Source organism: Pseudomonas sp. QC2 (genome assembly GCF_002859085.1).
Lineage (GTDB): Bacteria > Pseudomonadota > Gammaproteobacteria > Pseudomonadales > Pseudomonadaceae > Aquipseudomonas > Aquipseudomonas petroselini.
Map to the genome: position 1 here is coordinate 716527 of NZ_PKKS01000023.1, position 19708 is coordinate 736234.

Sequence of the window (19708 nt, forward strand, 5' to 3'; positions counted from 1 at the left end):
CAAAGGTTTACTTCAAGTTGCCACTCAGGAACTGCTGCAGGCGTTCGCTCTTCGGATTGCCCAGCACGTCTTCCGGCGCGCCTTGCTCTTCCACCAGGCCCTTGTGCAGGAACAGCACCTGGCTCGACACCTTGCGCGCAAAGCTCATCTCGTGGGTCACCATGATCATGGTGCGGCCTTCCTCGGCCAGTCCCTGGATCACCTTCAACACTTCGCCCACCAACTCCGGGTCGAGGGCCGACGTGGGTTCGTCGAACAGCATCACCTCCGGTTCCATCGCCAACGCCCGGGCGATGGCCACCCGTTGCTGCTGGCCGCCGGACAGGAACGCCGGGTATTGATCGGCCACGCGCGCCGGCAACCCCACCTTGTCCAAGTAGCGACGGGCGCGGTCTTCGGCGTCCTTCTTACTGCAACCCAATACCCGGCGCGGGGCCATGGTGATGTTTTCCAGCACGCTCATGTGGCTCCACAGGTTGAAGTGCTGGAACACCATTGCCAGCCGCGTGCGCAGGCGCTGCAATTCGGCGTCATCGGCCACGCGCATGCCGTGGCGGTCGCTGACCATGCGGATCGGCTGCCCGTCGAGGGTCATCGCGCCGTCGTTGGGGGTTTCCAGGAAGTTGATACAGCGCAAAAAAGTGCTTTTGCCCGAGCCGCTGGCGCCGATCAGGCTGATCACGTCGCCGGTCTTGGCCTTGAGCGAAACACCTTTGAGCACCTCATTGTCGCCATAGCTTTTATGCAGGCCTTCAACGGTCAATTTGTACATGGGGCGTGCATCCTCAAGGCGAAAGTAGGTAGCCGCTGCGGTAGGCCTCGGCGCCTGCGACATGGCCGATGACCATCCCGGCAGTGGCCATGCGGCGCAGCGAACGGGCGTAAAGCAGGCCGGCCTGTCGGCAGTGCACGGGCGTTACGCGGTCGGAAATGGGGTCGATGATTTCGGCGATCAGTTGCCCGGCTTCCAGGTATTCACCGGGCAGGGCGCTGAACACCAGCAGGCCGCCCACCGGCGTTGCCACCGGTTCGACGCCGGCCAGCGGCGTGGCCGGGTAGGGCAGGTCGGGCAGCGGTGCTGCATCGCCCGCAATGGCGCCGAAGTGAATCAAGTAATCGATGATCGCCTGGCAGTCGAGCGCCGCCAAGCCGTGGTTGACGTCGCCCTGGCCGCGCAGTTCGACGGTTACCGAAAAACTGCCCATGGGGATCGGGAAGCGCTTGCCGAAGCGTTGCTGCAACTGCCACCACACCAAGGTGAAACACTCATCGAAGGACTGCCCACCGGAATCGGTCGCGAGCAAATTCGCTTCCGAACCGATGTACCGCGCCAGCGGCTCCACCTGCGGCCACGCCTCGGGCGTGGTGTACAGGTGCGCCACGGCTTCGAAGTCGCAATGCAGGTCCAGCACCATATCGGCGTCGCAGGCCAGGCGTTGCAGCACCAGGCGCTGGGATTGCAACTGGGTGTCGGCACTTTGCGCGGCGAGCGCGGTGGACAGCGCCGTGCGGATCAGTTCGGTGTTGTGCCGGGGATCATCCCCGAGCAAGTCTTCGATCTGGTTGCCGACGGCTTCACTGAGGTCGACAAACAGGCGATTGAAGTTCTGCCCGCTCTCCAGCTCATAGCGACCCAACGGGATATCCATCAACACCTGTTCCAGGCCCACTGGATTGGCGATGGGCACCAGCACGATCTCGCTGCGCAGGCGGCCTGCCGCTGCCAGCTTCGCCAGCTGCACCTTGAGGTGCCACGCCACCAGCATGCCCGGTAGCTCGTCGGCATGCAGCGATGACTGGATGTAGATCTTGCCCTCGGCCTGCTCCGGGCCGAAGTGAAAACTGTGAATCTGCCGCGCCGTGCCTGGCACCGGCGCAATCAGCTCATGGACGTGATGCCGCATGAATGCTCCTTAATGGCTCGGCCCGAGGAAAGCCAGCCAGCGGCGTTCCGCCAGACGAAACAGACCGACCAGCGCAAAGGTCACGGTCAGGTAGATCAGCGCAGCGATACCGAATGATTGAAAGGTCATGAAGGTAGCCGAGTTGGCATCCCGTGCCACTTTCAGGATGTCCGGAATCGTCGCGGTAAAGGCTACCGTGGTCGAGTGCAGCATCAGAATCACTTCGTTGCTGTAGTACGGCAACGAGCGGCGCAACGCCGATGGCATGATCACGTAGGCGTACAACTTCCAGCCGCTCAAGCCGTAGGCCTTGGCCGCTTCGACTTCACCGTGGGCCATGCTGCGTATGGAACCGGCGAAAATCTCGGTGGTGTAGGCGCATGTGTTGAGGGCGAACGCCAGGATGGTGCAGTTCATCGCATCGCGAAAGAACGCATCCAACACCGGTTGCGCCCGCACGGCGGCGATGCTGTAGATGCCGGTGTAGCAGATCAGCAACTGGATATAGAGCGGCGTGCCCCGGAACAGGTAGGTGTAGAACTGCACCGGCCAACGTACCAGCGGGTTGCGCGATACCCGGGCGATGGACAGCGGGATCGACACCACGAAGCCGATGACGAGTGCGGCCGTGAGCAACCACATCGTCATGGCCAGGCCGGTGATGTGCTGGCCGTCGCTATAAAGGAAAGGGCGCCAGTATTCCTGCAAGAGCTCAATCATCGCACTGCCTCCCGGGAGCCTGCGGAGTAGCGACGTTCAAGACGGCGCAGGACAAAGTTGGACGCGCTGGTGATCAGCAAATAGATGAGTGCAGCGAGCACCAGGAAATAGAACAGTTGGTAAGTGCTCTTGCCCGCGTCCTGGGCGGCCTTGACCAGGTCGGCCAGGCCGATGATCGACACCAGTGCCGTGGCCTTGAGCATCACCATCCAGTTATTGCCGATACCCGGCAAGGCAAAGCGCATCATCTGCGGGAAGGTCACGTAGCGAAACCGTTGCCCGCGCTTGAGGCCGTAGGCCGTGGCGGCTTCCAGTTGGCCGCGCGGCACGGCAAGGATGGCGCCACGGAAGGTCTCGGTGAAATACGCACCGTAGATAAAGCCCAGGGTGATCACCCCGGCGCTGAAGGGGTCAATCTCGATGTATTCCCATTCCATGAAATCAGTCAGGCCGGTGAGCCAGGTTTGCAGGCTGTAGAAAATCAGCAGCATCAGCACCAGGTCGGGCACGCCGCGGATCAACGTGGTGTAGAGCTGGGCGGGGATACGCAGCAAGCGCAGGCTGGACAGTTTGGCGCTGGCGCCGAGCAGGCCCAGCAACACGCTGACGGCCAGGGACAGCACCGACAACTTGATAGTCATCCAGGTGCCTTGCAGCAACAGCGGGCCGAAACCCTTCAAGCTGAGCGCGCTCAACCCGAGGGTTTGCAACAATTCTTCGAACATAAATCAGGACCTATGGCGATAAAAAAGCGCCCCTCCCATGGAAGGGCGCTCCAGGCATTATTTGCCGCTGTACAGGTTCAGATCGCCAAAGTGTTTCTTCTGGATAGTGGCGTAGGTGCCATCATCGTGTAACGCTTTGATACCTTTATCCAAAAGCGCCTTCAGTTCAGTGTTACCTTTTTTGATACCGATGGCGGTTTTCGACGGCAGCAGTGGGTCGTCGATGGCTGCGCTGACTTCATAACCAGCACCGGCTGGCGACTTCAGGAAGCCCAGTTCGGCTTGCAGCATGTCCTGCACGGAAGCGTCGAGGCGCCCGGAAGTCAGGTCGGCATACACCTGGTCCTGGTTGGCGTAGGCCTTGGTGGTCACACCGGCTTTATCCAGTACGGCCTTGGCGTAGGCTTCCTGGATGGTGCCTTGCTCGTAGCCCACGGATTTGCCCTTGAGGGACTCAGGCGTCGAGTAGCCAGCGCCTTTCTTGAACACCAGCGACGTCGGGCCGGAGAACAGCTCGTTGGAGAAGTCGATAGCCTTTTCGCGCACCGGGGTCACGGTCATGGACGAAATCACGCCGTCGAACTTGTTGGCTTTCAGGCCTGGAATCATGCCGTCGAAATCGCTTTCGACCCATTTGCACTTCACTTTCAGCTCAGCGCAGATCGCATTGCCCAGGTCGATATCGAAGCCTACCAGGCTGCCGTCGGCGGCCTTGGATTCGAACGGCGCGTAAGACGGATCGACACCAAAACGCAATTCCTTGTATTCCTTGGCCAGCGCGGAACCGGCGGCCATGCACAGAGCCAGTGCAGAAAGGGTCAGCAATGCTTTTTTCATTATGTAATCCCTGGAAACCAAGATAAGCGCTTGTGGCGCGTTTAGGACTGTTACTGAACGGTGTCAGACGGATCACAAGTAGCAATTTCTGCACCATAGTTCCGAATGTAGTTCCGAATGATCGTTTTAAAAGGTGGGACAAGGGCGTTCTGAGTGTAGGTGATGCCCGAAAATGGGCATTGAAAATTCAGTGCATCATTTAAGGTCATGTTGGTCGGTGTCAGGTCAGGAGGTCTTGCAGGGTGGCGAGGTTGTCAGCTTCTTCCACGGATTTATCCTGCCGCCAGCGCAACATCCGTGGAAACCGCACCGCAATCCCGCTCTTATGCCGCTTGGACAGGGCAATCCCTTCAAACCCCAATTCAAACACCATGCTCGGCGTCACGCTGCTCACCGGGCCGAACTTTTCCACCGTGGTCTTGCGCACAATCGCGTCGACCTTGCGCATCTCTTCGTCGGTCAGCCCTGAGTAGGCCTTGGCAAAGGGCACCAGCGTACGTTCGCTGCCGGACGGGCCGTCCCACACCGCGAAGGTGTAGTCGCTGTAGAGACTGGCGCGTCGGCCGTGGCCACGTTGGGCGTAGATCAACACCGCGTCGACGCTGAACGGGTCGACCTTCCACTTCCACCACACGCCCATGTCCTTGGTACGGCCCACGCCGTACAGTCCATCACGCGCCTTGAGCATCATGCCTTCCACGCCGAGGCTGCGGGAGGCTTCGCGCTGTTCTGCCAGGTCCTGCCAACTGTTTGCCGTCAGCAGAGGGGACGCCAGCAATACAGGCTGGTTACACCCGGCAATCACCTGCTCAAGCTGGGCGCGGCGCTCGGCCTGGGTGTGGTTGCGCCAGTCGTCACCCTGATGTTCCAGCAGGTCGTACGCCAGGACCGCGACCGGGGCATCCTCCAGTACCTTTTTGCTCAGGGTTTTGCGGCCGATGCGCTGTTGCAACTGAGCGAAGGGTTGCACCGCGTCTTTCCACACCACGATCTCGCCGTCGATCACCGTGCCGTCGGGCAAGCCGCTCACCAGGCTGTGGAGTTCGGGGAAGCGCTCGGTCACCAGCTCTTCCCCCCGTGACCAGATCCACAGACGGCCGTCACGCTTGACCAACTGCGCACGGATGCCATCCCACTTCCACTCGACCTGCCAATCGGCGGGAGAACCCAGCAAGGTGTCGAACTGCTCCACCGGTTGCGCCAAGCCGTGAGCGAGAAAAAACGGATAAGGCTGCCCGCCCCGTTGCGCATGTTCGTCGGACGATTCAGGGGCGATCAGCTTGAGGTAGCCCTCAGGCGTAGGGCGATTGGACAGATCGGTGTAGCCCACCAACCGCTGGGCCACGCGCTTGCTGTCGAGTTCGGCCATCGCGGCAAGGGCGCGGGTGACCAGCAACTTCGACACACCCACACGAAAACTGCCGGTGATCAACTTGATGCACACCATCAGGCTCGGCTGATCCAGTTGCGCCCATAACGCAGGGAGCCGTGCTGCCAAGTCCAGCGGAGGCAGGCCACGCAGAGGCAAGAGTTTTTCCTCCAGCCACACCGCCAGGCCGTCTTCTGAGGTGTAGGGGGATTCCGGCAGCAGCAGGGAAATGGTCTCCGCCAGGTCGCCCACCGACTGGTAGCTCTCTTCAAACAGCCACGGCTCGATGCCGGACGCTTCGGTGGCCATGTCCCTCAACAGACGCGTGGGTACCAATTGCCGCGGCCGTCCGCCGGACAGAAAGTACACGGCCCAGGCTGCATCTTCCGGCGCGGCATGGCGAAAATACGCCTGCAGCGCCGCCAGCTTGGCGTTGCTCGAGGTGGTGGCGTCGAGGTTGGCGTACAGCTCGGCGAAGGCCTTCATGCGCTGGCCTCCTCTTCGTCATCGCCGTATTCAGTGGTGAAACCCATGGCATCCAGGCCTTTTTCCCGCAGATGGCGTACCAATACGCCGACAGAACCGTGGGTCACCATCACCCGTTCCGCGCCGGTTTGCTCGATGGCCCACAACAGGCCCGGCCAGTCGGCGTGGTCCGACAGCACAAAACCACGGTCGACCCCGCGTCGTCGGCGGGTGCCGCGCAAGCGCATCCAGCCGCTGGCGAAGGCGTCGCTGTAGTCGCCGAAGCGCTTGATCCAACTGCTGCCGCCCGCAGACGGGGGGGCGATGATCAGGGCCTGGCGTAACAGCGGATCGGTCTTCTTGAAGTCACCGGCGTAAAGCGTTTCAGGGATGTAGATGCCAGCCTCGCGGTACACCCGGTTCAACGGCTCGACCGCGCCGTGGCTGAGGATCGGGCCGATGCTGGCGTCGATACCATGCAGGATGCGCTGGGCCTTGCCGAAGGAATAACAGAACAACACGCTGGCTTTGCCGGCGGCGATGTTCGCCTGCCACCAGTCGTTGATCCCGGCGAAGATCTGCGCCTGGGGCTGCCAGCGGTAGATCGGCAGGCCGAAGGTGGATTCGGTGATAAACGTGTGGCAACGCACCGGTTCGAAGGGCGCGCAGGTACCGTCGGGCTCGACCTTGTAGTCGCCGGACGCGACCCAGACTTCACCCTGGTATTCCAGGCGCACCTGGGCCGAGCCGAGCACATGCCCGGCCGGGTGGAAACTTAGGGTGACGCCATGGTGTAGAAGTTTTTCGCCATAGGCCAGGGTCTGCAGGTTGATGTCCTGGCCCAGGCGTGAACGCAGGATACCTTCGCCGGGAGCGGCCGCCAGATAGTGCTGGTTGCCGGTGCGAGCATGGTCGCCGTGGGCGTGGGTGATGACCGAGCGTTCCACCGGGCGCCAGGGGTCGATGTAGAAATCTCCGGCGGGGCAGTAGAGGCCTTCGGGGCGGGCGATGACGAGGTCCATGGGGTGACCGGGGGAGGTGGGCTTATCAGGTAGGAGGCGGGCGGAGGAGGAGAAGTTCGATTAACTATTTGGGGTGAGCGGGCTTGTGTGGTGAGCGGGCTTGCCCCGCGCTGGGCTGCGAAGCAGCCCTAAAACCAGGCGACCTGTTTCTGACTGGAAACACGTGGTAACTGGGTTGGGGCCGCTTCGCGCCCCAGCGCGGGGCAAGCCCGCTCACCACAACAAGCCACCCCACACGTTGACCCGGTTATTTACCGGGCGTCAGGGTCAGCCTCGCCTTCCCATACACCTTCTCGAAATTCTGCGGTTGCATCGGGAAGCTCAGGTATTGCGCCTTGAGCGACGGGTCGATGCCAGTGGCATAGTTCGGGCTGGCCGGGTTGCCGGACTGGCCGATGCCGCCCTGGCCCATCATCGGTTCCGCCTGGCCGAAGTCGACAATCATGCGCAGCGCCGGCACTTGGGTGGTGGTGAAGTCCTGGCCCCAGCTGTAGGGCGCCGGGTTCAAGGTGTTGTGGTCACCACCGGACGCCAGTGGGCCGCGAATCACCTGGCCATTGATGTTTTTCCAGGTGGTGGTGTGCAGTTTGCCCCATTGCCAGGCCTTGTGATCGGCACCCAACTGGCTGTCACCGACGCTGATCGCGGCGGCGAGGCTGCGGGCTAGAATGGCCGGTTTGTCTTCTTTCTGTGGGGTGCGCACGTCATCCCAGAATGGGCTGTCTTCACGGTCCAGCAAGTGGTCGGCCTGGGCGGCATAGGACAGGCTGGCGTTGCTGACAAATGCCTTCCAGCTGGCGCTGTTTTCCGGGCCGAGTTCGTCGAGGAAGATCTGCTTGGTGCTTTCCTGCAGGAACAGTTCGTAGAGCGCGGCGTCGGCGGAAGTGGCCACCAGGCGACCGTCAAAAGCCATCAGGCGGCTCAGCGCTTCACGGGCCTTGGCCTGTTCGGCCGCTGGCAGCGCATCAATCGCCTGTTTCAGCGGCTGGGCCATGCCGGGCGCCTGGAACATAGTCTTGAGCTTGGCGGCGAACGTGGTGGTCTGGTCGTACTGCATGGCGATCATGCTACGGCTGTCATGCTTGCCGGCATTGGCCAGTTGCGCCAGGCGCTCGCTGCGCTCCGGGGCGTCCCAGGAGTTGGATAACTGCATGCCGTAACCGCGCGGCGCGGTGCGTTGGTTGGCAGTGCCGATCCAGCCTTGCGGCGGGTCCTGGTCATAGGGGTGCAGCATCGCGTCGGCGTAACCGTCCCAGTCGAAGCGTGTGTCCCAGCCCGGTGACGGCAACAGGCCTTCGCCTTCGCGGCGGTTGGGGAAGCGGCCGGTGACTTGCCAGCCAATGTTGCTGGCGTCGGCGAACACCATGTTCAGCGCGATGGCGCGAATCTCGCGGGTCGCGTCCGAGGCTTTACCGGCGTTTTGTGCGCGGGACAGGTCGAAGAACGCGTCCAGGCTCTTGTCGTCCTTGAAGTCGGCGGTTTGCAGGGCCAGGCCCAGGCCAGTGGTCAGCGCTTGGCTGCTGTTGAGCAGGGCACCGTGGCGGGTTTCGTACACCACTTCGCGAATCGAGCGTTGGCCTTTGACGAAGAAGGTTTCGTTGCGCACGCCCGCCGGTAGCCATTTACCGTTGTTCTCGTAGTACAACGCGCTGCCCTGGCGTCTGACTTTTTCCAGGAACAGGTCCTGGGTGTCGCCCTTGACGGTGCTCATGCTCCACGCGACTTTGCCGTTGAAGCCGGACAACAGCGTCGGCAGGCCGGCAATCGAGGCGCCCACGGCCTGGTACTTGGGTGCGCGGATCTGCACGTAGCTCCAGGGCGACGGCGCTTGCGGCTGGGCGGCGAGGTCGCCCGCCAGCAGGCTTTTACCGCTGCGGCTGCGTTGCGGGCCGATCGCCCAGTTGCTCGAGGTGGTGACCGCCAGTGAATTGAGACTGCTCAGTTGCTGGCCAACCGCGTCCAGCCCGGCGAGCCCGGTGACCTGGCCCAGGTTGACGCCCTTGAGTTTCTCGGCCTCGGCCAGCGGGATCGCTTCATCCGGCGCGCTTGGCGTGAGCCAGGCCAGCTTGTCGACGCCGACTTTCTGCGCCAGCACCAGCGATGAAATTTCTTCCTGCAGGTTGGCCGACTCGCTGAAATTCAGCAGGCAGAACAGCAGCGCCGAATCTTCCGGCTTCCAGTACTCGGGCTTGTAGCCGGTCTGGGCCAGGTCCGGCGGCAGCTTGTCGCGGTAGCGGAACAGGTAGGCGTTGACGCCACGCGCATACACTTCAAAAAAGCGCTTGAGGCGTGGGCTGGAGGCGTTATACAGCTCGCCGGCGCTTTTCTTAAGGTTGACCGCCCGCATGAAGCGGTCGACATCCAGTACGTCGGGTCCGGACATTTCCGCCAGGCGACCCTGGGCCAACAGGCGCAGGGTGACCATTTGGGTGATGCGGTCGCTGGCGTGCACGTAACCGAGGCTGAACAGCGCGTCATGGAAGGTGTTGCTTTCGATCAGCGGCATGCCTTGGGCATTGCGGCGTACCGATACGTTCTGCGCCAGGCCTTTGATCGGCTGTACGCCGGCAACAGGGGTCAGGGTGTCCTGGGTGCTCTGGAGCTGGCAACCGGCCAGGCTTAATGCACTGGCCACTGCCGCGGCAACGCCGAACCGGGGAAGAAAATGTGAGAGGGCTGGCGAGGCCATGGCAAAGCTCCTGCGGGGGTAGCGTCAGTAAAGGCGCTACGTTAGTGAGCGCGGCGGGACGACGCAAGCGGGAGTTTTGGCAATTGCGTGAGATCGTGAGACGGACACACAACAATGTGGGAGAGGGCACGCCTCCTCCCACATTTGAACGAGTGGAATGTAAAAATGGTGATCAGGCCTTTGGCGGGTTCACTTTCTGCACCAGTTCATACGCCCGAACCGTCGCCGGCCGTTCCTTGATGCTGTTGAACCAGCGTTGCACGTGTGGGAAATCTTCCAGGCGCTGGCTCTGCCACTTGTGGGAAACAATCCATGGGTAGATCGCCATGTCGGCAATGCTGTAGTCCTCACCCGCCACGAACGCACGACCGGCCAGACGCCGGTCCAGCACGCCGTAAAGACGCGCGGTTTCCTCCACATAGCGCTTGATCGCGTAAGGAATCTTCTCCGGCGCGAACTGGCTGAAGTGATGATTCTGGCCCGCCATCGGCCCCAGGCCGCCCATTTGCCAGAACAGCCATTGCAGCGCTTCCTGGCGACCGCGCAGGTCTTTTGGGATGAACTGGCCGGTTTTTTCCGCGAGGTACAAAAGGATCGCGCCGGATTCAAACAGCGAAATCGGCGCGCCGCCGTCGGTCGGGTTCTGATCGACGATGGCGGGAATGCGGTTGTTGGGAGCGATCTTCAGGAAGTCAGGCTTGAACTGGTCGCCCTGGCCAATATTGATCGGGTGCACCTTATAGGGCAGGCCGGCTTCTTCCAGGAACAACGATACTTTGTGGCCGTTGGGGGTGGTCCAGTAATACAAGTCGATCATGAAGCTCTCCAAAAGTGGTGATGCTTGAGCGGATGCCTGTAGGTATAGGTAATGTTGGGTGTGCGAAAATTCAATGAAACATTTGCGCATACCCTTAGAAGCCAATCACACGGCGCCATCCACCAACACCTGCAGCGACCGCTGCGAGCACCGCTCGATACGCACCTGCACGCCATACACCTCGGCAAACAGCGCCGGGTCCGGCAGCATCACCTGGGGACGACGCGCAAGGCCGCGCACTGCTGGCTGAACGTTCGGCTAGTGGGTGGGAAGTGGGGTTGTTTTTGCGGCGAGCGGGCTTGCTGTGGTGAGCGGGCTTGCCCCGCGCTGGGGCGCGAAGCGGCCCTAAAACCTGAGGTTGGGTTGTGTCTGAGAGACCGCGTTGAATGTGTTGGGGCTGCTGCGCAGCCCAGCGCGGGGCAAGCCCGCTCACCACAGGAAGCCCGCTCACCACAGCAAGTCCGCTCCTACAGGGTCAGGGCATTAAGCCCCGTGGCACTTCTTGAATTTCTTCTCGCTGCCGCAGGGGCAAGGATCGTTGCGACCAACGTCCTTCAAGGCATTGCGCACCGGCTCCTGGTGGGCGTGGCCGCAGTTCGGGCCGTGGACATGGCCGTGGTCGTGATCATGGTGATCGTGATCGTGATCGTGATCGTGGTTGCAGTCAGGACCATGGACATGGGGTTGCTGAGTCATCGATGTCGCTCCGGAATAAAATCGCCGGGGATTATCTCGCCATTGTGGTTCACCTGCACGTCATAACCGATGAATAATCCGGTTTTCAGCTCACCCTCCAGGCGATAGGGCACGGGCCGGTCGGGTTTTTTCAACATCTGCACCACATCACGGATCTGCGGCCAGAGGTTAGTGCGCACCGACACCCGGAAAAACTTATGACTGCGCGGCGGTACGGTCAGCCATTCGTCAGACTCACCCTCGGTGAGCACGAAGTCGCCCAGGGTGACCTTGTAGATCAGGCCGCGCACGGTCAGGTCGGCGTCGTCGCGGTTGTCCACGCGAAAGTACAGCTTGAACTTCTGCTCCAGCAGCTTGGCGCGCACCACCTCGACTTTCACCAAGGAGACGTGAGGAGGGGGCGAATCGTCTTCGAACCACGACGCGCAGCCGGTGAGGGTGAGGGTTAACGCCAGCATCAAGCTGTACATTCGAAGCATGGCGTGAGTCCTGTCGTGGTTAGAGGTAGCTGGAGCAGCACTTCTTGAATTTCTGCCCACTGCCGCACAGGCAGGCATCATTGCGCCCGACCTTCACTTCCACCGTCGGGTCGATGAAGTACCAGCGCCCGTCATTCTGTACGAAAGAGGACTGCTCGCGGTGGCTATGTTCACCGGTGCTGTCATGCCAGCGCGCGGTGAAGGTCACGAACGCGTGTTCCGGCTGGCCGCCGAACACCTCGGAGCTTTCCACCTCAAGGCCGAGCCAGGTGCTCTGGGCACTCCAGGCACCGATGGCATGGCGGTCCAGGCCCGCCTGTTGCGCGGGCAAAGTAGTAGCCACTAGATAGTCGACCAGGCCCAGCACATAGGCGCTGTAGCGCGAGCGCATCAACGCGGTGGCGCAGGGCGCCGGGTGCCCGGCGTGATAATGGCCGCAGCAGGCATCCAGCAGGTTGCCACTGCCGCAGGGGCAAATGGATGTACTCATCGGGTTACCACCAATACTTTCCAAAGTTTTCCGGGTTGGCCCAAAAGCGGGCGTTGAGCCAGTCCGGCACCTGTTTATAGTCAAGCAGATCGTAGGTAAACAGCGTCAGAACCTGCTCGTCACGCTGGAAACGCTCGCCGGCCTGCAGGGCCAGGGAGAAGAAGTCGGTGTCCTTCCAGTCGCAGGCGCCCAGGTCCACCAGCACCGCAATGCGGCTGGCGTTGAGGTTACGGATGCCGCCCAGCAGGGTCAGGCCTTGCGGTTTTGACAGGTGCTCAAGGCAATCGACCACCAGTGCCAGGTCAAAACGCTGCGCCGCCAGCTCCGCCGGCAGTGGCCCGGGTGGGGCGAGGGCTACTTGGGTGTCGGGGTGCGCCGCTTGAAACGCCTCCAGCGCCGGGAATTGGCTGGCGCCCAACAGCAGCAGGCGTTTGGGCTGGTGCAAGTCGAGCAAGGCGGCCAGGGCTTGCTGGGGTGTACGGGCAGAAATACCGGCGGTCATCAGAGATCCTCACATCAGGACCGTAGAGACTAGCGCGGCTGAGCGTGTGGGCCTAGAGCGGGTGGCAGTGAAAAGTCCTACAAAAGCGACGAGCCTCAATGAATACGGGGCCGCGGCGTAGTGGCGCAGATGAAAAGAGCCGTCTTTACTCCACCCATCGGCCCCCGCCGATCCCCTCAGGAGAAATCAGATGAGCATCATGCGGACAGCTCTACCCTTGGTTCTGCTAACCGGAGTATTGACAGGTTGCGCAGGCTTGCAAAAAACCGATTGGCCCACCTGCGCCGCGGTTGGCGGCGTGACCGGCGCGGCGATCGGTGCCACTGAAAGCTCGGCCTACGCAGGCTACGGCGCGTTGCTGGTCGGCGGCATGGCCGGTGCCTATTGCTGGGTGCACGGCGATGGCGACGAGGACGGCGATGGCGTGCCGGACAGCCGCGATAAGTGCCCGGGCACGCCGAAAGGTGTGCAGGTGGACGCCGACGGTTGCCCACCCGCACCGCCACCGGTGGTGGTTGAGGAAGTCGTGGTGGTCAAGGAGGAAACCATCGTGATTCGTGATGTGCACTTCCAGTTCGATTCGGCCCAGTTGACGGCGGCGGATAAAACCAAGCTCGATACCGTCGCCACGCGCTTGAAACAGGAAGCCCCTGGCGCCCAACTGCGGGTCAGTGGCCACACCGACAGCGTCGGCAAAGATGCCTACAACCAAAGGCTCTCGGAAAAACGCGCCCATTCGGTCACCGATTACCTGATCGGCGCCGGTGTGCCGCGCAGCAACTTTGTCTCGGTGACCGGCGCGGGCGAGAGCCATCCGGTAGCCGACAACAAAACCGCTGAAGGCCGCGCCTTGAACCGCCGCACGGAAATCCAGATCAACCGCTGACGGCCCTTGCCCCTGTGGGATCCACAGGGGCATTGCTGCCAATCCTCCCCCTTTATTAACTTTTTTGATCCTTCACTGGCAAAGCGCCCGTGGAAGTCGTTACTGTGCGTCCAAAGAAAAAATCAGAAATAAGTCAGGAGCCCCATGATGCGTAAGGTTTTTCTGTTGGCCCTGTTGGTCAGCCCCGTTGCCCTGGCCCAGAGCGTCAGTGTTGAAACCAACTCGCTGATGCGCCTGCCCAGCAGCACCAGTGTGTTGCAGCTGGAGCGCCTGGACGTGGCGGACTACGGCACCTTGCTGATTCCGGCCACCATCAGCCAGGTCACGGTGGATGAGCTGCATTTGGGCCGCGACGCCCGCATCGCCATTGTGCCCGGCAACACCGCACTGCAATTGCAGGTGCGCCATGCGCAGTTGGACCACGGCAGCCAGATCACCTCACGCGGCGCTCCCGGTACCCATGAAAAACCTGCCAAGGCCGGGCGTGACCTGACCTTGCGCATCAATTCCCTGGCCGCTGAAGAACTCTCGGTAGACGCCCGTGGCGGTGCCGGTGCCCAAGGTTATGCCGGTCTGGATGGCGCCAATGGCGAAGATCCGGGTTGCACGTGGGGCTCGGCCGGTCGTGGTGCCAATGGTGATAACGGCGGCGATGGTTTGCCCGGCGCGGCCGGTGCGCAGGTGCGGGTTGAGTTGCCGCAGGACTTCCCCGCGCAGCAGATCAAGGTGTGGGTGGACGGTGGCCCCGGTGGCCTGGCGGGCACGGCGGGTAAACCGGGTCGCGGCGGCGCGTCCAAGGGCTGCCTGGTGTACCGCGCCGACGGTGGCGAGAAAGGCCGCCCAGGGTTGGAAGGGCAGCCGGGGCCTGCTGGGCCAGCGGGCACTGTGACTATCCAGCGGCTCTAAATCGGCTGGCCTGGCGCTATCGGGAGCAAGCCCCCTCCCACATTGGAATGCATTCCAAATGTGGGAGGGGGGGTGCTCCCGATAGTGGACTAATGGTTGCCTCAGAACATCGGCCGGGCTGAAGCAATTGCCACCACCAACAACCCCACGATCAGATTGATTCCCACCAGCTTGCGAATCTGACCCAACGCAGCTGCACCCGCCGGCCAATCTTCGGCCGCCACCGCCTTGCGCAGTTCCGGGAATTTCAAGGCCTGAATGCGGATAAACAGCGCCGTCATCACTAGGTACAAACCCATCATCACCTGCACATAACGCGGCGCCGTCTCAAAACCGCTGAAACGCAGTTGCAGCAGGCCCACACCGCTGATCGGCAAAACCAGCACCGCCACCCACACCCACACGAAAAAACGTTGAAACACATTCGCCCACAGTTTGAGCCGGGCAGGGCCTTCAAGTGCCGCCACTGCGGCGGGGCGCAGGATCATCCAGGCGAAAAACATACCGCCGACCCACACCAGGGCGGCCAATACATGCAGGGTGTAAGCGAGGCTAAACGCGGTCATTGTGGTACTCCGTTCTGCGCGGGATTAATTAGCGGGGTATGATAGCGGCCGATCCGAACCACTGAAAATTTATCCAGCGTTTTTTGCGCCCGACTATCCATGATCAGCACTGAACTCAAAACCACGATCCAGGGCGCCTATTCGCGTTTTCTCGAAGCCAAGAGCTTGAAACCGCGTTATGGCCAACGCCTGATGATCGCCGAAGTGGCCAAGGTCCTCGGGGATATCGACACCGACGACGAAGGTCGCCGCGAGGGTGAGCCCGCGGTCGTGGCCGTCGAGGCCGGCACCGGTACCGGCAAGACCGTGGCCTACAGCCTGGCCGCGATCCCGACCGCCAAGGCCGCCGGCAAGCGGCTGGTGATCGCCACCGCCACCGTCGCCCTGCAAGAGCAGATTGTCTACAAAGACTTGCCCGACCTGATGCGCAACAGCGGCCTCAACTTCACCTTCGCCCTGGCCAAGGGCCGTGGGCGCTACATGTGTCTGTCCAAGCTTGACGTGCTGTTGCAGGAAGGCCACGCGCAAACCGCTACGGCGTCGCTGTTTGAAGAAGAAGGCTTCAAGATCGAGGTGGATGAAGTCAGCCAGAAGCTGTTCACCAGCATGATCGAGAAACTGGCCGGTAATAAATGGGACGGTGACCGCGACAGCTGGCCCACCGCCCTGGAAGACGCCGATTGGGCGCGCTTGACCACCGACCACAGCCAATGCACCAACCGCCATTGCCCCAACTTCGGTCAATGCGCTTTTTATAAAGCCCGCGAAGGCATGGGCAAGGTCGATGTGATCGTCACCAACCACGACATGGTCCTGGCCGACCTGGCCCTGGGCGGCGGCGCTGTACTGCCCGACCCGCGCGATACCCTCTACGTCTTCGACGAAGGGCATCACCTTCCCGACAAGGCCATCGGCCACTTCGCCCACTACACACGCCTGCGCTCCACCGCCGACTGGCTGGAAACCACCGCCAAGAACCTCACCAAGTTGCTGGCCCAGCACCCGCTGCCCGGCGATCTGGGCAAGCTGATCGAACAGGTGCCGGAACTGGCGCGGGAGATCAAGACCCAGCAGCAGTTCATGTTCAGCGCCTGCGAGCAGGTAGCCGACTTCAAGCCCGGCGAAGACGTCGAGGGCCGTGAGCGGCCGCGTCACCGTTTCGTCGGCGGGTTGATCCCCGAGCACATGCGCGAAATGGGCATTGAGCTGAAGAAGGGCTTTTCACGCCTGACCGACTTGTTCACCCGCCTCACTGACCTGCTCAAAGAGGGCATGGACGGCGAGGTCAACATTGGTATCGCCAGCAACCAGGCCGAAGAATGGTATCCGCTGTTCGGCAGCCTGTTGTCGCGTTCCCAAGGTAACTGGGAGTTGTGGACCGCCTTCACCGTCGAAGACCCGGAAGACAACCCACCCATGGCGCGCTGGCTGACCCTGTCGGAAAGCGGCGCGTTGTTCGACATCGAGGTCAACGCCAGCCCGATCCTCGCGGCCGAAATGCTGCGGCGCAACCTGTGGAACGTAGCCTACGGCTGCCTGGTGACCTCGGCCACGCTGACCGCACTGGGTACCTTCGACCGTTTCCGCATGCGCGCCGGCCTGCCGAAAAAGGCCGTCACCGCGGTGGTGCCGAGCCCGTTCCATCACGCCGATGCGGGTGTGCTGCGGGTGCCGGACCTCAAGGCCGACCCACGGGATGCGCCAGCGCACACGGCGGCAATCATTCGTGACCTGCCGGGATTGGTGGAGGGTTCGCGCGGCACCCTGGTGCTCTTCTCTTCACGCAAACAGATGCAGGACGTGTTCGACGGCCTTGACCGTGACTGGCGCAAGCAGGTGTTTATCCAGGGCAACCTGTCCAAGCAGGAGACCCTGAACAAACACAAGGCGCGGGTGGATGGTGGGGACTCCAGCGTGTTGTTCGGCCTTGCGAGTTTCGCCGAAGGTGTCGACTTGCCCGGCGCCTACTGCGAACACGTGGTGATCGCCAAGATCCCGTTCTCGGTACCGGATGACCCGGTCGAGGCGGCCTTGGCCGAGTGGATCGAGGCTCGGGGCGGTAATCCGTTCATGGAAATCTCGGTGCCGGATGCTTCCTTGAAGCTGGTCCAGGCCTGCGGTCGCTTGCTGCGTACCGAAGAAGACCGGGGCACCATCACCTTGCTCGACCGCCGTCTGGTCACCCAACGCTATGGCAAGGCTATCCTCAATGCCTTGCCGCCGTTCAGGCGCGAAATTTCTTAAGCCACCGTGGGCGGATTCGCCCACTTCGTGGTCTATCTCAATTATGTCATCAGGCCATTCACCGGCCGTCTGGGAGAACCTTGTTCGTATGATTCGCACGCTGCCCGCCCTTTTTGCCTTGCTGTTCGCCGCGCCCTTGATGGCCGCGCCTGCTGGGCAACAGACCTTGTTCAACTTCGTCCGGCCTGCCGATGTGGTCAAGGTGGCGACCCAGGACGCCAGCCTGCCGCAGTACAACGCCGAACAAACGCCCGAAGGCGAAGTGCTGCGCCGCATCACCTTCAACGCGGCCGCCGAACCGAGCCTGGTCCTCAGCCCGCAAACCGGTACCTGGGACTGGTCCCAGTCGGGGGCCATGAGCCTGCGCATCCAGAGTGCGATGGACTGGGCGCTGACGCTCTACGTCAAGGTGCAGAGCAGTGATGGCCGTACCTTGGTCAGTCGCGTCGACCTGCCCGCCGGCCCGGCGCAGACGCTGTTGGTACCGCTGCAGGCCAACTCGCCGCTGAGCCAGGGCATGAAGGCCGGTCCGCCGATGCCGATCACCGTGGACGGCCAGCGCGTATTGCTCGCCAGCAGCGCGGGTGAGATCGACCGCAGCCAGGTGGTTTCGGTGACGTTGTCGATGATCAAGCCCAACGCCGCCCAAAGCATCCTGCTGGAGCGTTTCGGCGTGCAGGACAGCGAGCCGGTGCTGAAGGCCGCCTACAGCGAACTGGTGGATGCCTACGGTCAATCCACCCGCGCGCGCTGGCCGGAAAAAGTCAGCAGCGACGAGCAACTCAAGTCCGCCGCCGCCAAGGAGCAACAGCAACTGCAGGGCTGGCTGGCCACGCGGGATAAATCCGCCCTGGACCAATATGGCGGCTGGAGCAAAGGCCCGGCGTTCGACGCCAGCGGGTTTTTCCGCACCGAGAAGCGCGATGGGCGCTGGTACTTGGTGACGCCGGAGGGGCATCCGTTCTACTCCCTGGGCGTCAATACCGTGGCCCCGGACAACAGCCAGACCTACGTCGCCGGCCGTGAATGGATGTTCGGCGCGCTGCCTAAAGGCGGCGAACCCTTCGACAAGTATTACGGCAGCAGCGACAACCGCACCGGCAACGGCGCGGGCGAAGGGCGCAGCTTTGGCGCCGGGCGTTGGTATGATTTTTACGGCGCCAACCTGCAGCGCACTTATGGCGGTGAAGGGTTTGACCAGAAACGCTGGATGACGCACACCCTCGACCGCCTGCAAGCCTGGGGTTTCAACACCGTCGGCAACTGGAGCGACGAGAGCCTGGCCAGCGCTGACCGTGTGCCCTACACCTTGCCGCTGTCGATTGTCGGCGACTACGCCAGCATCAGTACCGGCACCGACTGGTGGGGCGGCATGCCCGACCCGTTCGACCCGCGCTTTGCCATGGCCACCGAACGCGCCGTGGCCATTGCGGCCCGCGATCATCGTGATGACCCGTGGTTGATTGGCTTCTTTGCCGACAACGAACTGGCCTGGGCCGGCCCTGGTGACGATCCCAAGTCCCGTTACGCCTTGGCCTACGGCACCCTGCGCATGACCACCGATGTGCCGGCCAAGCGTGCCTTCCTCAAGCAGCTGCGCGACAAGTACCGCAACGAAGAAGGCCTGTCGAAAGCCTGGGGCATCGAGTTGAAGGGCTGGGAGCTGATGGAAGACCCCGGCTTCGAGCCGCCGGTACCCAACCCCGAGCACCCGGAAATCGAAGCTGACTTCAAGTACTTCCAGAAGACGTTCGCGGATGCTTACTTCAAGACCCTCTCCGACTCGCTGAAATGGCACGCCCCCAACCACCTGCTGTTGGGCGGCCGGTATGCGGTCAGCACGCCGGAAGCCGTGGCCTCCTGCGCGCAGTACTGCGATGTGTTGAGCTTCAACATGTACACCCTCAAACCCCAGGACGGTTATGACTTCGCCGCGTTGCGGGCGTTGGACAAACCCGTGCTGATCACCGAATTCAACTTCGGCTCGGCCGACCGTGGGCCGTTCTGGGGCGGCGTGACGCAGTTGGCCAAGGAAGAAGACCGCGGCGCGGCCTATGGCAATTTCCTCAAGCAGGCCATGGCCGAACCCTCGATTGTCGGTGTGCACTGGTTCCAGTACCTGGACCAGCCGGTGACCGGGCGTTTGCTCGACGGCGAAAATGGCCACTTCGGCCTGGTGGGCATCACCGATGTACCGTTCCAGGGGTTTGTCGACAGTGTGCGCAAAAGCAATCTGGCGGCGGTTGATCAACTGGGCAAGGAAGCGGAAAAGGCCAAGGCGGCCGGCGCCGTGCGTGAAAACGAAGGCGGCAGGGACGGGCACGACGGCAAAGGCGCGGGGCAGGGCGCCGGACATGCAGGCGGACACGCTGGGAATGGCCATTGATTGAG

Annotated in this window: 18 protein-coding genes and 1 pseudogene; 4 read left to right on the forward strand and 15 right to left on the reverse strand. The window is 62.2% G+C overall.

What is annotated here, in order from left to right:
* Nucleotides 1-7: 7 nt before the first annotated feature.
* The 14 genes and pseudogenes from QCBJ_RS24135 to QCBJ_RS24200 form a co-directional block, all read right to left on the reverse strand.
* Nucleotides 8-772 (reverse strand): ABC transporter ATP-binding protein, encoded by a 765-nt coding sequence (locus tag QCBJ_RS24135; RefSeq protein WP_012722621.1) that lies wholly within the window; start codon nucleotides 770-772, stop codon nucleotides 8-10.
* Between the two features lie 13 nt (nucleotides 773-785).
* On the reverse strand, nucleotides 786-1904 hold the full coding sequence (locus QCBJ_RS24140) for a succinylglutamate desuccinylase/aspartoacylase family protein (protein ID WP_102061751.1): 1119 nt from the start codon (nucleotides 1902-1904) through the stop codon (nucleotides 786-788).
* 9 nt (nucleotides 1905-1913) lie between these two features.
* Complete coding sequence (locus QCBJ_RS24145; RefSeq protein ID WP_046036646.1) at nucleotides 1914-2624, reverse strand: ABC transporter permease; 711 nt, start codon at nucleotides 2622-2624, stop codon at nucleotides 1914-1916.
* Entirely contained in the window at nucleotides 2621-3349 is a 729-nt protein-coding gene (locus QCBJ_RS24150; RefSeq protein WP_012722624.1) for an ABC transporter permease, read from the reverse strand. Before QCBJ_RS24150 ends, QCBJ_RS24145 begins: the two co-directional genes overlap by 4 nt.
* 57 nt (nucleotides 3350-3406) lie before the next feature.
* A complete protein-coding gene (locus QCBJ_RS24155) occupies nucleotides 3407-4186 on the reverse strand; it encodes a transporter substrate-binding domain-containing protein (protein WP_012722625.1) in 780 nt (259 codons plus the stop codon).
* A gap of 220 nt (nucleotides 4187-4406) precedes the next feature.
* Nucleotides 4407-6041, reverse strand: a complete 1635-nt coding sequence (locus QCBJ_RS24160; protein ID WP_093544027.1) for an ATP-dependent DNA ligase — start codon at nucleotides 6039-6041, stop codon at nucleotides 4407-4409.
* Nucleotides 6038-7042, reverse strand: a complete 1005-nt coding sequence (locus tag QCBJ_RS24165; RefSeq protein WP_012722627.1) for a ligase-associated DNA damage response exonuclease — start codon at nucleotides 7040-7042, stop codon at nucleotides 6038-6040. Before QCBJ_RS24165 ends, QCBJ_RS24160 begins: the two co-directional genes overlap by 4 nt.
* 247 nt (nucleotides 7043-7289) lie before the next feature.
* The gene (locus QCBJ_RS24170; protein WP_102061752.1) at nucleotides 7290-9731 is read right to left on the reverse strand and encodes a penicillin acylase family protein; all 2442 of its coding nucleotides are present in this window, start codon (nucleotides 9729-9731) and stop codon (nucleotides 7290-7292) included.
* Between the two features lie 172 nt (nucleotides 9732-9903).
* Nucleotides 9904-10548, reverse strand: coding sequence for a glutathione S-transferase N-terminal domain-containing protein (locus tag QCBJ_RS24175; protein ID WP_012722629.1), 645 nt, complete (start codon nucleotides 10546-10548; stop codon nucleotides 9904-9906).
* Nucleotides 10549-10653: 105 nt separating this feature from the next.
* Nucleotides 10654-10749, reverse strand: a pseudogene (locus QCBJ_RS24180) (ABC transporter ATP-binding protein); the annotation flags it as partial.
* Between the two features lie 282 nt (nucleotides 10750-11031).
* Nucleotides 11032-11244: an SEC-C metal-binding domain-containing protein gene (locus tag QCBJ_RS24185; protein ID WP_102061753.1), complete on the reverse strand. Its 213-nt coding sequence runs from the start codon at nucleotides 11242-11244 to the stop codon at nucleotides 11032-11034.
* Complete coding sequence (locus QCBJ_RS24190; protein WP_064054977.1) at nucleotides 11241-11723, reverse strand: LEA type 2 family protein; 483 nt, start codon at nucleotides 11721-11723, stop codon at nucleotides 11241-11243. Before QCBJ_RS24190 ends, QCBJ_RS24185 begins: the two co-directional genes overlap by 4 nt.
* 19 nt (nucleotides 11724-11742) lie before the next feature.
* A complete protein-coding gene (locus QCBJ_RS24195; RefSeq protein WP_012722631.1) occupies nucleotides 11743-12213 on the reverse strand; it encodes a YchJ family protein in 471 nt (156 codons plus the stop codon).
* A gap of 4 nt (nucleotides 12214-12217) precedes the next feature.
* The gene (locus QCBJ_RS24200; protein ID WP_012722632.1) at nucleotides 12218-12715 is read right to left on the reverse strand and encodes a DUF6231 family protein; all 498 of its coding nucleotides are present in this window, start codon (nucleotides 12713-12715) and stop codon (nucleotides 12218-12220) included.
* Nucleotides 12716-12905: 190 nt separating this feature from the next.
* Between QCBJ_RS24200 and QCBJ_RS24205 the strand changes: the two genes are divergently transcribed.
* Together QCBJ_RS24205 and QCBJ_RS24210 are read left to right on the forward strand one after the other, a co-directional pair.
* Nucleotides 12906-13601, forward strand: a complete 696-nt coding sequence (locus tag QCBJ_RS24205) for an OmpA family protein (protein ID WP_064054979.1) — start codon at nucleotides 12906-12908, stop codon at nucleotides 13599-13601.
* Between the two features lie 147 nt (nucleotides 13602-13748).
* Nucleotides 13749-14507, forward strand: coding sequence for a collagen-like protein (locus QCBJ_RS24210; RefSeq protein WP_102061754.1), 759 nt, complete (start codon nucleotides 13749-13751; stop codon nucleotides 14505-14507).
* Between the two features lie 101 nt (nucleotides 14508-14608).
* On the opposite strand, the gene QCBJ_RS24215 is transcribed toward QCBJ_RS24210, so the two are convergent.
* Nucleotides 14609-15073 (reverse strand): CopD family protein, encoded by a 465-nt coding sequence (locus QCBJ_RS24215; protein WP_046036647.1) that lies wholly within the window; start codon nucleotides 15071-15073, stop codon nucleotides 14609-14611.
* Nucleotides 15074-15172: 99 nt separating this feature from the next.
* Here QCBJ_RS24215 and dinG point away from each other — a divergent pair, with 99 nt between their 5' ends.
* Nucleotides 15173-17317, forward strand: a complete 2145-nt coding sequence (gene dinG / locus QCBJ_RS24220) for an ATP-dependent DNA helicase DinG (RefSeq protein ID WP_012722636.1) — start codon at nucleotides 15173-15175, stop codon at nucleotides 17315-17317.
* A gap of 88 nt (nucleotides 17318-17405) precedes the next feature.
* Nucleotides 17406-19703: a beta-galactosidase gene (locus QCBJ_RS24225; protein ID WP_102061755.1), complete on the forward strand. Its 2298-nt coding sequence runs from the start codon at nucleotides 17406-17408 to the stop codon at nucleotides 19701-19703.
* The last annotated feature ends 5 nt before the right edge of the window (nucleotides 19704-19708 follow it).

What these genes read in the sequence shown, in the direction of transcription:
- QCBJ_RS24140 (WP_102061751.1), bottom strand. Translation starts at nt 1,904, where the DNA reads ATGCGGCATCACGTCCATGAGCTGATTGCGCCGGTGCCAGGCACGGCG.
- dinG (WP_012722636.1), top strand. Translation starts at nt 15,173, where the DNA reads ATGATCAGCACTGAACTCAAAACCACGATCCAGGGCGCCTATTCGCGT.
- QCBJ_RS24135 (WP_012722621.1), bottom strand. Translation starts at nt 772, where the DNA reads ATGTACAAATTGACCGTTGAAGGCCTGCATAAAAGCTATGGCGACAAT.
- QCBJ_RS24170 (WP_102061752.1), bottom strand. Translation starts at nt 9,731, where the DNA reads ATGGCCTCGCCAGCCCTCTCACATTTTCTTCCCCGGTTCGGCGTTGCC.
- QCBJ_RS24190 (WP_064054977.1), bottom strand. Translation starts at nt 11,723, where the DNA reads ATGCTTCGAATGTACAGCTTGATGCTGGCGTTAACCCTCACCCTCACC.
- QCBJ_RS24160 (WP_093544027.1), bottom strand. Translation starts at nt 6,041, where the DNA reads ATGAAGGCCTTCGCCGAGCTGTACGCCAACCTCGACGCCACCACCTCG.
- QCBJ_RS24225 (WP_102061755.1), top strand. Translation starts at nt 17,406, where the DNA reads ATGATTCGCACGCTGCCCGCCCTTTTTGCCTTGCTGTTCGCCGCGCCC.
- QCBJ_RS24175 (WP_012722629.1), bottom strand. Translation starts at nt 10,548, where the DNA reads ATGATCGACTTGTATTACTGGACCACCCCCAACGGCCACAAAGTATCG.
- QCBJ_RS24185 (WP_102061753.1), bottom strand. Translation starts at nt 11,244, where the DNA reads ATGACTCAGCAACCCCATGTCCATGGTCCTGACTGCAACCACGATCAC.
- QCBJ_RS24210 (WP_102061754.1), top strand. Translation starts at nt 13,749, where the DNA reads ATGCGTAAGGTTTTTCTGTTGGCCCTGTTGGTCAGCCCCGTTGCCCTG.
- QCBJ_RS24145 (WP_046036646.1), bottom strand. Translation starts at nt 2,624, where the DNA reads ATGATTGAGCTCTTGCAGGAATACTGGCGCCCTTTCCTTTATAGCGAC.
- QCBJ_RS24165 (WP_012722627.1), bottom strand. Translation starts at nt 7,042, where the DNA reads ATGGACCTCGTCATCGCCCGCCCCGAAGGCCTCTACTGCCCCGCCGGA.
- QCBJ_RS24150 (WP_012722624.1), bottom strand. Translation starts at nt 3,349, where the DNA reads ATGTTCGAAGAATTGTTGCAAACCCTCGGGTTGAGCGCGCTCAGCTTG.
- QCBJ_RS24195 (WP_012722631.1), bottom strand. Translation starts at nt 12,213, where the DNA reads ATGAGTACATCCATTTGCCCCTGCGGCAGTGGCAACCTGCTGGATGCC.
- QCBJ_RS24200 (WP_012722632.1), bottom strand. Translation starts at nt 12,715, where the DNA reads ATGACCGCCGGTATTTCTGCCCGTACACCCCAGCAAGCCCTGGCCGCC.
- QCBJ_RS24215 (WP_046036647.1), bottom strand. Translation starts at nt 15,073, where the DNA reads ATGACCGCGTTTAGCCTCGCTTACACCCTGCATGTATTGGCCGCCCTG.
- QCBJ_RS24155 (WP_012722625.1), bottom strand. Translation starts at nt 4,186, where the DNA reads ATGAAAAAAGCATTGCTGACCCTTTCTGCACTGGCTCTGTGCATGGCC.
- QCBJ_RS24205 (WP_064054979.1), top strand. Translation starts at nt 12,906, where the DNA reads ATGAGCATCATGCGGACAGCTCTACCCTTGGTTCTGCTAACCGGAGTA.